At 57.6% G+C, this 12,591-nt stretch carries 12 protein-coding genes and 1 riboswitch; of the genes, 5 read left to right on the top strand and 7 right to left on the bottom strand.

What is annotated here, in order from left to right; all coding sequences use genetic code 11:
- Positions 1-9: 9 nt before the first annotated feature.
- The 5 genes from ahcY to Ga0123462_RS00750 form a co-directional block, all read right to left on the bottom strand.
- Positions 10-1,416: an adenosylhomocysteinase gene (ahcY, locus tag Ga0123462_RS00730; protein WP_100264546.1), complete on the bottom strand. Its 1,407-nt coding sequence runs from the start codon at positions 1,414-1,416 to the stop codon at positions 10-12.
- A 47-nt stretch (positions 1,417-1,463) separates the two neighbouring features.
- Positions 1,464-1,539: riboswitch (S-adenosyl-L-homocysteine riboswitch) on the bottom strand.
- A gap of 84 nt (positions 1,540-1,623) precedes the next feature.
- Positions 1,624-2,793 (bottom strand): methionine adenosyltransferase, encoded by a 1,170-nt coding sequence (metK, locus tag Ga0123462_RS00735; RefSeq protein ID WP_100264547.1) that lies wholly within the window; start codon positions 2,791-2,793, stop codon positions 1,624-1,626.
- An 88-nt stretch (positions 2,794-2,881) separates the two neighbouring features.
- Positions 2,882-4,489, bottom strand: a complete 1,608-nt coding sequence (ubiB, locus tag Ga0123462_RS00740) for a 2-polyprenylphenol 6-hydroxylase (protein WP_232726482.1) — start codon at positions 4,487-4,489, stop codon at positions 2,882-2,884.
- A 19-nt stretch (positions 4,490-4,508) separates the two neighbouring features.
- Complete coding sequence (gene ubiT / locus Ga0123462_RS00745) at positions 4,509-5,162, bottom strand: ubiquinone anaerobic biosynthesis accessory factor UbiT (protein WP_232726669.1); 654 nt, start codon at positions 5,160-5,162, stop codon at positions 4,509-4,511.
- A gap of 122 nt (positions 5,163-5,284) precedes the next feature.
- The gene (locus Ga0123462_RS00750; RefSeq protein ID WP_100264549.1) at positions 5,285-6,079 is read right to left on the bottom strand and encodes a class I SAM-dependent methyltransferase; all 795 of its coding nucleotides are present in this window, start codon (positions 6,077-6,079) and stop codon (positions 5,285-5,287) included.
- Between the two features lie 234 nt (positions 6,080-6,313).
- Here Ga0123462_RS00750 and Ga0123462_RS00755 point away from each other — a divergent pair, with 234 nt between their 5' ends.
- The 4 genes from Ga0123462_RS00755 to Ga0123462_RS00770 all read left to right on the top strand — a co-directional run bounded on the left by Ga0123462_RS00755 (position 6,314) and on the right by Ga0123462_RS00770 (position 10,858).
- Complete coding sequence (locus tag Ga0123462_RS00755; RefSeq protein WP_100264550.1) at positions 6,314-8,485, top strand: adenosylcobalamin-dependent ribonucleoside-diphosphate reductase; 2,172 nt, start codon at positions 6,314-6,316, stop codon at positions 8,483-8,485.
- A gap of 339 nt (positions 8,486-8,824) precedes the next feature.
- Positions 8,825-9,466, top strand: a complete 642-nt coding sequence (locus Ga0123462_RS00760) for a TSCPD domain-containing protein (RefSeq protein WP_100264551.1) — start codon at positions 8,825-8,827, stop codon at positions 9,464-9,466.
- Positions 9,467-9,638: 172 nt separating this feature from the next.
- A complete protein-coding gene (locus tag Ga0123462_RS00765) occupies positions 9,639-10,166 on the top strand; it encodes a hypothetical protein (protein WP_100264552.1) in 528 nt (175 codons plus the stop codon).
- Entirely contained in the window at positions 10,157-10,858 is a 702-nt protein-coding gene (locus tag Ga0123462_RS00770; protein ID WP_100264553.1) for a hypothetical protein, read from the top strand. Before Ga0123462_RS00765 ends, Ga0123462_RS00770 begins: the two co-directional genes overlap by 10 nt.
- 369 nt (positions 10,859-11,227) lie before the next feature.
- On the opposite strand, the gene Ga0123462_RS00780 is transcribed toward Ga0123462_RS00770, so the two are convergent.
- Positions 11,228-11,692 (bottom strand): response regulator, encoded by a 465-nt coding sequence (locus tag Ga0123462_RS00780; RefSeq protein WP_100264554.1) that lies wholly within the window; start codon positions 11,690-11,692, stop codon positions 11,228-11,230.
- Positions 11,693-11,882: 190 nt separating this feature from the next.
- Between Ga0123462_RS00780 and Ga0123462_RS00790 the strand changes: the two genes are divergently transcribed.
- A complete protein-coding gene (locus Ga0123462_RS00790; RefSeq protein WP_100264556.1) occupies positions 11,883-12,164 on the top strand; it encodes a hypothetical protein in 282 nt (93 codons plus the stop codon).
- Between the two features lie 55 nt (positions 12,165-12,219).
- Here the strand turns inward: Ga0123462_RS00790 and Ga0123462_RS11415 are convergent, their stop codons facing one another.
- Positions 12,220-12,363: a hypothetical protein gene (locus Ga0123462_RS11415; protein WP_198507349.1), complete on the bottom strand. Its 144-nt coding sequence runs from the start codon at positions 12,361-12,363 to the stop codon at positions 12,220-12,222.
- Positions 12,364-12,591 lie beyond the last annotated feature (228 nt).

Consider the following 12,591-nt stretch of genomic DNA (forward strand, 5'->3'; position numbering starts at 1 on the left):
GCGCAATCCTTAGTAGCGGTAGTGGTTCGGCTTGTATGGACCTTCCACCGGTACGCCGATGTAATCAGCCTGTTCCTGAGACAGTGGCGTCAGGTTAACGCCAACCTTGGCCAGATGCAGACGTGCCACCTCTTCGTCCAGCTTTTTAGGCAGCGTATAGACTTCATTCTTGTACTCGCCGCTCTGTGTGAACAGTTCGATCTGCGCCAGTGTCTGGTTGGTAAAGGAGTTGGACATGACGAAACTCGGATGGCCGGTTCCGCAGCCAAGGTTCACCAGTCGGCCCTCAGCCAGCAGCGTGATGCGCTTGCCGTCCGGGAAGATGATCTGATCCACCTGTGGCTTAACATTATCCCACTCATACTTCTTCAGGCTGGCCACATCAATTTCGTTGTCGAAGTGGCCGATGTTGCAGACGATCGACTGATCTTTCATTGCAGCCATGTGGTCGTGAGTGATGACATGGTAGTTGCCGGTGGTGGTGACGAAGATGTCGCCCAGTGCGCATGCATCGTCCATGTTCACAACACGGTAGCCCTCCATGGCCGCCTGCAGGGCGCAGATCGGATCGATCTCGGTCACCCAGGTGGTGGCACCCATGCCGCGGAATGCCTGTGCACAGCCTTTACCGACATCGCCGTAACCCAGAACCACGCAGATCTTGCCTGCAATCATCACATCTGTGGCACGCTTGATGCCGTCCAGCAGTGACTCGCGGCAGCCGTAGAGGTTGTCGAACTTGGACTTGGTCACAGAGTCGTTCACATTGATGGCCGGGAATGGCAGGTCGCCAGCCTCCTGCATCTGGTAGAGGCGGTGTACGCCTGTGGTGGTCTCTTCGGTTACACCGCGAATCGCATCGCGACGGCTGGTGTAGTAACCAGGCTGCGTGGCCAGGCGTTTCTTGATGGATGCGAAGAGATACTCCTCCTCTTCAGAGCCGGGGTTATCCAGTACCGCGGGGTCTTTCTCCGCCTTGGCGCCGAGAATCAGCAGCAGCGTGGCATCGCCACCATCGTCAAGAATCATGTTTGGCGTGCCGCCGTCATGCCACTCCATGATGTTGTGGCAAAACTCCCAGTACTCCTCCAGCGTCTCGCCCTTATGGGCAAAAACCGGAACACCCTCGGCAGCGATCGCTGCAGCAGCGTGATCCTGTGTCGAGTAGATGTTGCATGATGCCCAGCGCACTTCGGCACCGAGTGCAGTCAGTGTTTCAATCAAAACGCCGGTCTGGATGGTCATGTGCAGGCTGCCTGCAATGCGTGCACCCTTGAGCGGCTGCTCGGCAGCATACTTTTCGCGCGTGGCCATCAGCCCCGGCATCTCTGTTTCGGCGATGGTCAGCTCTTTGCGGCCCCAGGCGATGGTTTTCGGGGACATATCGGCTACTTTATAATCGGTAAATTCAGACATTCTCATACTCCTATGGCTTGCCCGGCTGTTTGCAATGGCCGGGCATAAAAATATGAGCACCGTTGAACATTTTTCGACTGAGCCTGGTGCCGCCTTTGCGGCACTGCAGTGCTCCTCAGTCCGGCAAAAAATCCGGCCACCCTGAAGTGACCGGATCTGCCGTTATCTCATCCGGAAGATGCGGAGTGCATCTGCTCCGGACTGTAATTATACCCCGGCGGCTGCCTTGAGGGCATCAACCTTATCGGTCTTCTCCCATGTGAAGTCAGGCAGTTCACGGCCGAAGTGACCGTAAGCTGCAGTCTGTGCGTAAATCGGACGCAGCAGATCAAGCGCCTGCACAATCCCCTTCGGACGCAGGTCAAAGACTTCGCGCACGATGCCGGAGAGTTTTCCTTCGTCGATCTTGCCGGTGCCGAAGGTGTTGACCATGACGGAGAGCGGGTGTGCCACGCCGATGGCATAGGCCACCTGCACCTCACAGCGATCAGCCAGGCCTGCAGCGACAATGTTCTTGGCGACATAGCGCATCATGTAGCAGGCGGAGCGGTCCACCTTCGTCGGATCCTTGCCCGAGAATGCGCCGCCACCGTGGTGGCCGAAGCCGCCATAGGTATCAACAATGATCTTGCGACCGGTAACACCGCAGTCGCCAACCGGGCCGCCGATCACGAAACGACCGGTCGGGTTGATGTGATACTCGGTGCCGGAGTGCAGCAGGCCGGTTGATCCGAGTACCGGGTTGATCACCTCATCCATGATCGCTTCGCAGAGCACCTTGTGCTCGATATCCGGATTGTGCTGTGTGGAGAGTACCACGGCATCGATAGCGACAGGCTTGTAGTTTTCGTAACGGACAGTGACCTGGGACTTCGCATCGGGGCGCAGGAAGTTCAGCGTGCCGTTCTTGCGCTTCTCTGCCTGTTTGGCCACCAGCAGGTGCGAGAGATGGATCGGGGTTGGCATCAGCACTTCGGTTTCGTTGGATGCATATCCGAACATCAGCCCCTGGTCGCCGGCACCCTGGTCGAGATCCAGCCCCTCGCCTTCGTTAACGCCCATGGCGATATCAGGCGACTGTTTGTCGAGGCTTACGAGTACCGCGCAGGACTCCCAGTCAAAGCCCATGGCTGAGCTGTTGTAGCCGATCTCCTTGATGGCGCTGCGTACAACATCCTGATAGTCGATCACGGCAGATGTGGTGATCTCGCCGGCAATCAGCGCCAGGCCGGTGGTGACCATGGTTTCGCATGCTACGCGTGCGTACCTGTCCTGCTCGAGAATGGCATCGAGAATGCCGTCGGAGATGCGGTCAGCAACCTTGTCCGGGTGACCCTCGGAAACGGATTCGGATGTAAATACAAAATTTCGGCTCATGAATATCCTGCCTTAAGTAATGGAGTTGGGTGAAACCTGGAAAATCGCTGCGAACTATAGACGAAAGAGATGAAACCACCAACCTCTGTCAGGTGCGGCTTACCGCAAGCACGAAACCGAGACCCATCAGGGCGGCTGAGAGCAGCAGCAGGCCGCTGCCTGCATCGTTCGCGCTGTTCCAGACCAGCCAGCCGCCGCCGGCAGCCGAGAGCATGGCGCCTATTGCGGTGGAGAGGCGTGACGGCTCACTGGTGAAGGTGACCGATCCCTCGTCGATACGTGAGAGTACGCTGTCAATCTTGGCAGGCAGCTGCATCCAGTCGCGCAGCTGGCCGTGAATCTCCTCGCCGATTGCCTCGGCCCGGCCGACGGGTCCCATATGGCGGGAGACCCATTCGGTGATCAAAGGCCTGGCGAGCATCCAGACATTGGCCTGATCGGCGAGCTCCCTGGCCACCCCTTCGATCACAACCATGGTTTTCTGCAGCAGCAGCAGCTGCGGCTGCGTCTCCATCTTGAAGCGTTCGGTGACGGCGAACATCGAGAGCAGCAGTTCGGCAATCGAGATGTCACCAAGCGGCCGGTTGAAGATCGGAACGGCGATCTCCCGCAGCGCATCCTCGAAGGCGGAGATGTCGGTGTTGGCCGGCACGTAGCCCGCCTCGACATGCACCTCGGCGGCGCGCCGGTAATCCTCCTGCAGGAAGGCCAGAAGCATCGAGGCAATATAGCGGCGCGATCTGATATCAAGGCGACCGACGATGCCGAAATCGATAAAGATGAGATCGCCATTGTCGGCAACGAAGATGTTGCCGGGATGCATGTCGGCATGGAAGTAGCCGTCGACAAACACCATGCGGAAGAACTGGGTGGCAGCGCGTTCGCAGAGCTTCAGGCAGTCATGCCCCGCCGCCTCCAGCTTCTCTTTCTCATCGATCGGGATACCGGAGATGCGCTCGGTGGTCAGCACCTCGGTCTGGGTGTAGTCCCACATCACCTCGGGAACCCGTACCCCCTCAACCCCGGCAAAGTTCTCGGCAAAGCGGCTGGCGTGGGCCGCTTCGGCACGCAGATTCAGCTCCCCCCGGATGGTCACGGCGAACTCCTCGATCACCTGGGGTGCCTTCAGGCGGTGGTATTCGGGGAAGTAGCGGTCGAAGAGGCCGGCCAGCAGTTTAAGGATGGCGAGATCCGATTCGATCGTGCGGCTGATATGATCCCGCCTCACCTTCACGGCGACATGGCGGCCATCTTTCAGTTCGGCAAAATGAACCTGGGCGATCGATGCGGCGGCAACCGGTGTCTCATCGAAGGCTGCAAACACACCGCCCTCGCCGGTCACCGGTTTTTTGAAGCTCTGCTCAATCACGCGTCGGACCTTTGCGATCGGTTCCGGCGGCACATTGTCCTGCAGCTTCTTCAGCTCCAGGGCGACATCGAGCGGCAGCAGATCCACACGGGTGGAGAGCATCTGCCCGAACTTGATAAAGGTGGGGCCCAGCTCCTCAAGCACCAGTCTGATCTGGGCGCCGAGATCCTTCGGCAGATCATCGCCCCTGAACAGCTGTACAAGCCATACATAGGGATAGAAGAGCCGCATGCGCACTGCCAGCGCTGCCATGCCGTGGGTGGCCAGGATGTGGCCGATGCGCATCAGGCGAAGGTTGCGCCGAAGGTTGGAGGGGAGTCGGATCATATAGGGGTGAATGCCACGTTCAGGAGTCGACCTTCTCTTCGATGAGATGTTCGTGCCGGTGCTCGAGGCGGGTGATGCGCCCTTTCAGTCGGCTGATCTGGTGGGAGAGGTGTTCGACACCCGCCTGCCACTGCTGCAGGCGCTCACGGTCGGGAATATCCATCCCCTGCAGGTTCTGCTGCACCATCTTTCTCGTACCCTCGGCCAGCTTCTGCTCAGTGGCGACCAGTGCATGGGCCGCGCGGGCGACACGGGTGCCGAAAAAGTCGCCGAAGTTTGCGCGCAGCTCCCGCTCCCAGTCCAGATCGGCAGCGGCAAAAAGCTTTTTGAAGCGCAACATCGCATCGGAGTCCCCGGAGAGTTTCAGCACCTGCTGGAAAACAAGGTCGTCCGGGTCCTCATGGGCAAAGCACATGCGTGCAAAGCCTGCCGTGGTGCCGGTAAGGCGCACATCGGGGGTGCCGTCATAGGTGGAGTGGACCCAGGCCCTGCCGCGCGAAAAGCCGAGAAACATGATCGCATCGGTGTCAGAGACATGGATGCGGAAAACCCGCCCCTCGAGATCGGCCATGTAGGGCTTCAGGTTTGCGTCGCGAGAGAAGACCAGGTCGAGCACCGTGGTCATGACCACGCACTGCACAGGCACCGGTATAAGTCGCAATGGTAAAAACATCACGCTCACGTGCGGGCTCCACTACCGCACAGGACGTGCGGCTTTAGTGAGCAACCGCAAAACCGCGCTTTTGGGGTTGCGTCATAAGGCGAGGACAGGATGTTCCGAGTCCGTATCATGAATTAAACCTTATACCCGCGGTGCAGGGCGACGATGCCGCCGGTCAGGTTGTCGTGCCTGACGAGGTCGAATCCGGCCCTGCTGATCAGCTTGTCGAAGCGCTTCTGATCGGGGAAGCGGCGGATCGATTCGACCAGGTACTGGTAGGAGTCGCGGTCACCGGTCACCTTCTCGCCCATCAGCGGAATGATATTGAAGGAGTAGGCGTCGTAGATGACGTCGAGCCCGGGCAGTACGGGGCGTGAAAACTCCAGGCAGATGAACTGTCCCCCCGGCTTCAGGATGCGGTAGAACTCCCTTAAGCCAGCCTCGATATCGAGGAAGTTGCGGATGCCGAAAGCGATGGTAACGCAGTCGAAGGCGTTGTCGGCAAACGCGAGCCTGGTGCCGTCGGACTGGATGCAGTCGGCGCGGCCCGGCAGCAGCCCCTCATCGATCACCCGGCGCGCACCCTCGGCCAGCATCGGGCCGTTCAGGTCGGTGAGTACCACGCGGCCGGTCGGCCCCATCTTCCTGGCAAGGCCAATGGCGATATCGCCGGAGCCCGCCGCCACATCGAGTACGCGGCTTCCTGCGCCGATGGCGGCAGTTGCGATCATGCGCCGTTTCCAGAGCCGGTGCATGCCGCCGCTCATGACGTCGTTCATGATGTCGTACTGGCTGGCCACAGATGAGAATACGCCCATCACGCGGTTCACCTTCTCGCTTCCGCTGACGGTCTCAAAGCCGAAGTGGGTTGTGCCCTCCGGGCTGCCGGATGCTGTGTCGCTGTCGATATTTCGGGTTGTCTCGTTCATGGGATGCGCATCGTATCAGGCCGACGCCGAGTCTCCAAACAAAGCCTTTATATATATAGGGCTACGCCCCTTTTTATTGCATAACCTGTGGATAAACAGTGCATAAGATGTGCATGCAAAAACACTACAGTTAGTGCAACAAGATTGCTTGACACCCTAGATATAGTGCCTACACTCCTCCGCAGATTTCGTATTCCGGCGCGCTTGCCGGAGCAGTGCCGGAGGGAGACTAGCATGAGTGCAAACACGAATATTTTGAAGATCGCGTCGGTTGACGGGGCGCAGCATAAAGCGGTGACAGAGATCGGTTTCCAGCCGGCATCGCTCGATATATGGGATAAGAAGTATCGCCTCAAGGACAAGTTCGGGAACGCCGTCGATGAGGATATCGAAGCAACCTATGAGCGCGTTGCCAGGGCACTGGCTGCGGTCGAGGATGAGGAGAAGCGCGACGAGTGGTTCGAGAAGTTCACCTGGGCGCTGGCCAACGGTGCGATCCCTGCCGGCCGTATCATGTCCAATGCCGGTGCCGAGGCGCATAAGCCGGCCACCAGCACCATCAACTGTACCGTATCCGGCACCATCCCCGATTCGATGGACGGTATTCTCTCCATGGTTCACGAGGCGGGACTGACGCTGAAGGCCGGCTGCGGCATCGGTTACGAATTCTCCACACTGCGTCCCAAGGGGGCATATGTGTCCGGCGCCGGCGCCTACACCTCCGGCCCGCTCTCGTTCATGGATATCTACGACAAGATGTGCTTCACCGTATCCAGTGCCGGCGGCCGCCGCGGTGCCCAGATGGGGACATTCGATATCTCCCACCCCGATATCACCGACTTTATCCGTGCCAAGCGCGAGGACGGGCGGCTGCGTCAGTTCAATCTCTCCTGCCTGATCACCCGCGACTTCATGGAGGCGGTGAAGAACGATGGCGACTGGGATCTCGTGTTCCCGGCCAGCCAGACCGAGATCGACGATGCCGAGACACGCATCGTATTCAAACATGTGGCCAACCCGCCGAAAGATGCGGTGAAGGACGATCGCGGTCATGTCGCCTGCAAGGTGTACCGCACCATGAAGGCGCAGCGGCTCTGGGATGTGATCATGGCCTCCACCTACGACTACGCCGAGCCCGGCTTCATCCTGATCGATGAGGTGAACGATCTGAACAACAACTGGTTCTGCGAGGATGTGCGTGCCACCAACCCTTGCGGCGAGCAGCCGCTGCCGCCCTACGGCGCCTGCCTGCTCGGATCGGTCAACCTGACCAAGTTCGTGCGCGAGCCGTTCACCGACAGCGCCCATTTCGACTGGGAGGCCTACCGCAAGGTGGTGGCGATCTTCACCCGCATGCTCGACAACGTCGTCGATATCAACGGCCTGCCGCTGCCGAAGCAGCGCGAGGAGATTCTCTCCAAGCGTCGCCACGGTATGGGTTTCCTCGGTCTCGGTTCCGCCCTGACCATGCTGCGCACCCCCTACGGCACCCCGGAATCGCTGCAGTTCACCGAGCAGATCGCCTACGAGATGGCGCGTACCGGTTTCCAGACAGGTCTTGCGCTGGCCGATGAGAAGGGGCCTGCCCCCGCGCTTGAGCAGGAGTATCAGGTGACGCCGGAGATGATGGCCAAGCGTCCCGAGATGGCCAACGACGGCATCCGTATCGGCGACAGGCTGGCCGGTAAGGTCCTGTGGGCGAAGTACTCCAGATATATGCAGAAGTTCCTCGCCACCGGTTCGGAAGAGGATGCGGCGATGATCGAGGCGATGATCGACAAGGGGTGCCGTTTTACCCACCACTCATCGATCGCCCCGACCGGCACCATCTCGCTCTCGCTGGCCAATAACGCATCCAACGGTATCGAGCCCTCCTTCGCGCATCACTATGCACGCAACATCATCCGCGAGGGCAAGAAGAGTAAAGAGAAGGTGGATGTCTTCTCCTTCGAGATGCTCGCCTACCGCGAGCTGGTCAATGCCGACGCGATGCCGTTTACCGATGATGTGGCGAACAAACTGCCGGACTACTTTATCTCCGCAGATGAGGTGACGCCGAAGCAGCATGTTGATATCCAGGCCGCAGCACAGCGTTGGGTGGACTCATCGATCTCCAAGACCGCCAACGTGCCGACCGACTTCCCGTATGAGGATTTCAAGGATATCTACCTCTACGCCTACGAGCAGGGATTGAAAGGGTGCACCACCTTCCGCTTCAACCCCGAGGCGTTCCAGGGTGTACTGGTGAAGGAGACCGATCTCGCCAACACCACCTACAAGTTCAAGCTGGAGGATGGCACCGAGATCGAGGCGAAGGGCAACGAGGAGGTCGAGTACGACGGCGAGATGCACACGGCCGCCAACCTCTTCGATGCACTGAAAGAGGGGTATTACGGTAAGTTCTGATGGTTTGACCCGGGATGCGGGCTCCTGCCCGCCCCCTTTTACGGATCGGCAAAAGCGTCCTTTTCCCGATCCTCACAAAGATGAAAAGCGCGCTTGTCATCTTTGGCGACACCTCCTGTGTCGCAGTTGTGAAGTTACGGGGGAGGGGCTACGGATGGCTCCTCTCCCGCCAGAAATCTGTGGGTATTGGCTGGTTCTCCCGTCGCTTGTTCGGGCGGATATGAGAACACCCGCAACCACCGGCCGCAGCGTCCGGACATGAAAGGCAACCATGAGAACACGCTGCAACATTTTGGGCACGACCGGGAAGAGAGTCCCGCGCATGCACGGAGGTAAATGATGGCAATTAAAATCGAGAAGAAGATCACCGGTTACGAGGTGAAGAAGCCCGAGAGTGAGGCGAAAAAGGAGGAGGCGACGGTCCACCATATCGCGCCACTGCTCGAGCGCGACGATATCCTCGAAGGCAACACCTACAAGATCAAAACGCCGAACTCCGAGCACGCCATGTACATCACCATCAACGATGTCTGGGTGACCGAGCCGGATGGCTCCCGCCACCGTCGCCCGTTCGAGGTGTTCATCAACTCCAAGAACATGGAGCACTTCATGTGGATCGTGGCGCTGACCCGCATCACTTCGGCGATCTTCCGCAAGGGCGGCGATGTCACCTTCCTGGTCGAGGAGCTGAAGGCGGTATTCGATCCGCGCGGCGGCTACTACAAGCGCGGCGGCAAATATATGCCCTCGATCGTGGCCGAGATCGGCGAGGTGATCCAGCAGCACCTGATCTCCATCGGCATGATGGAGGGGCAGCTCAACAACGCCGAGCTGCAGGCCAAGCGTCAGGAGGCCGAAGAGAAGCTGGGCACCGATGCCGTTGCCAAAGGGCAACAGTGCGACAAGTGCGGCGCCATGGCGGTTGTAAGGCTTGATAACTGCAACTGCTGTCTCGAGTGCGGCGACAGCAAATGCGGCTAAGTTACTCGCGGCTGATCATTTGATCAGTAGCCAGTGCAAAGAAAAAGGGGAGCCATCGGCTCCCCTTTTTTCGTAAAGGCGAGAACGCAATCTTTTACCGCTTATTTGTCGAGATTGTACCTGTGCTTTAGGCCTCTTGCACGATTCGCGAATCGCGAATAGCGTATGCATCATGATTCTTAAACCACAGGATATCGTTGTTGTACTCAAGTTGGTGGCTCTTAAGGGGCGGCCATGGCGTTACGTACAGCTAGCTAATGAACTGGCTATGAGCGCATCGGAGATCAATGCCGGAGTCAAGCGTGCCCTGCAGGCGCGCCTGCTTGTGCAGCTTGGCCCGGATAAGCAACCAATGCCTAATCGCAAGGCGTTGGGGGAGTTTCTGATTCATGGTGTGAAATACGCCTTCCCACCGGATCACGGCGCAATTGTCCGGGGTATGAAGACTGCCTATGCGGTTTCGCCGGTGGCCGATCAGCTGCACCTGAACGATGAGAATCCACCCGTATGGCCTCATGCTGAGGGTAAGGATCGCGGCCCATCGTTTTCGCCGCTCTACAGGTCAGTGCCGATGGCTGCAGAGCGGGATGCGGCGCTCTATGAGCTACTCGCACTGGTCGATGCTATCCGGGACGGGCGGGTCCGCGAGCGCGAAATCGCTGAAAATCTGCTGAGACAGCGGTTAAATGCATGGGCCTGAACAGGAACGCTAACCTGGCTATGCTAGGGCTGGTCGCTGACAGGTTGGGTGATCTGAGGGAGCAGGTGGTATTCTTGGGCGGTTGCACAACCGGCCTGCTGATTACCGATACAGCTGCGCCTGATGTGCGCGCTACGATGGATGTTGATCTGATTGTAGAGGTGGCAAGCGCTCTGGAATTTCACGATATTGAAGCAGAGATGCAAAAGAGAGGGTTCACTCCGGATGTTGAAAGTGGCATCCGTTGTCGCTGGCGCAGCGGTGACCTTATTATCGACCTGATGCCCGATGATGAAGAGATACTTGGGTTCAGCAACCGCTGGTATAGCGATGCCATAGTCCATGCGGTTGAGGAGCGGCTGGCCGATGGCGCCGTTATCAGGCGAGTGAGCGCCCCTTACTTCATCGCAACCAAGATTGAGGCCTTTAATGGTCGCGGTAATGGAGACTATCTGGCCAGCCATGATTTCGAGGATATCGTAACGCTGATCGATGGCCGTGAAGAGCTATACGCCGAAATCGAAGAAAGCGATGCATTACTACGCCGCTTCATTGCATACACCTTCAAACAGTGGGCGGAAGATTCCGATCTGTTTATCGCTCTGGCCGGGCAGCTTCCTCCTGATGCAGTCAGTCAAAGCAGGTACTCGATCCTGGAACGCAAGTTCGAGGCAATCGCATCAATGGATTAGAGCGGCTGAATAGCATGGGAACATCCGTCATGTGAAAGTGCGGCGCCATGGCGGTTGTAAGGCTTGATAACTGCAACTGCTGTCTCGAGTGCGGCGACAGTAAGTGCGGCTAAGTTACTCGCGGCTGATCGTCTGATCAGTAGCCAGTGCAAAGAAAAAGGGGAGCCATCGGCTCCCCTTTTTTCGTCTTATCATAAACGGGAATTTCATTGAAATTTCTGCCTGGCAAAGGGTATTTCGCCTGGTACAATATAACCTTCCTTATCAAGGAGGTGCGCGATGTTGAAAAAAGGCGACAGGATTTCAATTCTTCCGGAATATCGGGACAAAGGTGATGAGCTCTATATATGGGTTGTTGTGTGTCAGGCGCTATGCGGGTCGTTTGTTTCTGTCACACTCGAAACAGTTTATAGGGCACTTCCAGGACTCATCCGGTGCGCCGCCGCGAACATCCCCTCCCGCGTCAGGGGCGCCATCCATCGCATGGCACTTGGCCAGCGTGGTCACCAGCTGTTCAATGTCCGCAGGGTTGAAAGGCTTGCCGATAAACTGACAGGTGCGCAGGCCGGGGGGCTTCTCCTGTGAATAACCGGAGATGGTGACAATGCGCTGTTCGGGATAACGCCTGTGGATCTCTTCAATCATCTCATAGCCGCTCATCTCCGGCATCCTGATATCAGTGAATACACAGATGGGCCGGGTGAACCCCGGGCTTTCCATGTAGCTCAGGTATTGTAGCGGGCAGGCAAACGATTCGACCCCATGGCCTAGAAGGATGAGTAATTCGCTGAGGAACTCGCGAATATAGTTATCATCATCCACTATATGAAACATCTCTTCAGGGTCTTCTCAATCGGACGATTATTCAACCACATGTTTTTGTCGGGAATGGAGATAATGGGGGCGGTCAACGCACTCGCGAAGCGGTATTTTGCGGCCCGGCCCGAATCGGCCAGTGCAAAACAGGGGCGGGACGTTAGGGTTCGCCCGATTTTCCACCCCGCGACACGAGAGAGAGAACCCTATGACACCTGATGATTTGACCATCGATTTTGAAGAGGGCGGTATCCTTACCACCAAGCAGCTGGACAAAGTAATCCTCAGCAAGGGGGCATGGACCACGATTATGTTCCGCTATGCGAACTGGGATTTTAAAACCGAAGCCTACGGTGAGGACAAGTTCACCATCCGCCGCTACCAGAAGCGTAACGGCGAATATGTGCCCCGCTCCAAGTTCAATATCACCAACGCCAAGCAGGCGAAGATGATTGTCGAAGCGCTTAACGGCTGGATTGAAGAGCAATAAAGGCTTTTGCCTTCTCAGGCATCAGTTAAAAAGGGAGCCATTCGGCTCCCTTTTATTATACCCGGTCAGCCTGAATACGTTGCGGCTCTCCTGAATGGGCCTGGGCCGATTTTTTGGCCTTCTTTGCTGCTCTCTTTTCTTTATTCGTCAAAACTGCGTGCTTCTTACCTTCTCTGCTGTTTTTATGTTCTTTGCTCATGATGGTTGCTCCTGGCAATGCTTTACAAGCCACTGAACGGTCTGCAGTGATGGGCTGACTCAGTTCGGTGGTGGGATGCCTGTCAGCCAGACTGCTGAAGAAGGGTCATTTTTTGGACGCTAGCCGTATCTTCCAACTGGCCAGCTGGCTGCACGTTACGCCTTTGCGTCGAATCTATCCATCTTTTCACCCATACCGGCCAGTCGAAATGATGAATCGCAAGCCGAA

The organism is Mariprofundus ferrinatatus (assembly GCF_002795825.1).
Taxonomy (GTDB): Bacteria; Pseudomonadota; Zetaproteobacteria; order Mariprofundales; family Mariprofundaceae; genus Mariprofundus; species Mariprofundus ferrinatatus.

Excerpts from the sequence above, each read along its gene's own strand:
- ahcY (WP_100264546.1), bottom strand. The coding sequence starts at position 1,416 with ATGTCTGAATTTACCGATTATAAAGTAGCCGATATGTCCCCGAAAACC.
- metK (WP_100264547.1), bottom strand. The coding sequence starts at position 2,793 with ATGAGCCGAAATTTTGTATTTACATCCGAATCCGTTTCCGAGGGTCAC.
- ubiB (WP_232726482.1), bottom strand. The coding sequence starts at position 4,489 with ATGATCCGACTCCCCTCCAACCTTCGGCGCAACCTTCGCCTGATGCGC.
- ubiT (WP_232726669.1), bottom strand. The coding sequence starts at position 5,162 with ATGTTTTTACCATTGCGACTTATACCGGTGCCTGTGCAGTGCGTGGTC.
- Ga0123462_RS00750 (WP_100264549.1), bottom strand. The coding sequence starts at position 6,079 with ATGAACGAGACAACCCGAAATATCGACAGCGACACAGCATCCGGCAGC.
- Ga0123462_RS00755 (WP_100264550.1), top strand. The coding sequence starts at position 6,314 with ATGAGTGCAAACACGAATATTTTGAAGATCGCGTCGGTTGACGGGGCG.
- Ga0123462_RS00760 (WP_100264551.1), top strand. The coding sequence starts at position 8,825 with ATGGCAATTAAAATCGAGAAGAAGATCACCGGTTACGAGGTGAAGAAG.
- Ga0123462_RS00765 (WP_100264552.1), top strand. The coding sequence starts at position 9,639 with ATGATTCTTAAACCACAGGATATCGTTGTTGTACTCAAGTTGGTGGCT.
- Ga0123462_RS00770 (WP_100264553.1), top strand. The coding sequence starts at position 10,157 with ATGGGCCTGAACAGGAACGCTAACCTGGCTATGCTAGGGCTGGTCGCT.
- Ga0123462_RS00780 (WP_100264554.1), bottom strand. The coding sequence starts at position 11,692 with ATGTTTCATATAGTGGATGATGATAACTATATTCGCGAGTTCCTCAGC.
- Ga0123462_RS00790 (WP_100264556.1), top strand. The coding sequence starts at position 11,883 with ATGACACCTGATGATTTGACCATCGATTTTGAAGAGGGCGGTATCCTT.
- Ga0123462_RS11415 (WP_198507349.1), bottom strand. The coding sequence starts at position 12,363 with ATGAGCAAAGAACATAAAAACAGCAGAGAAGGTAAGAAGCACGCAGTT.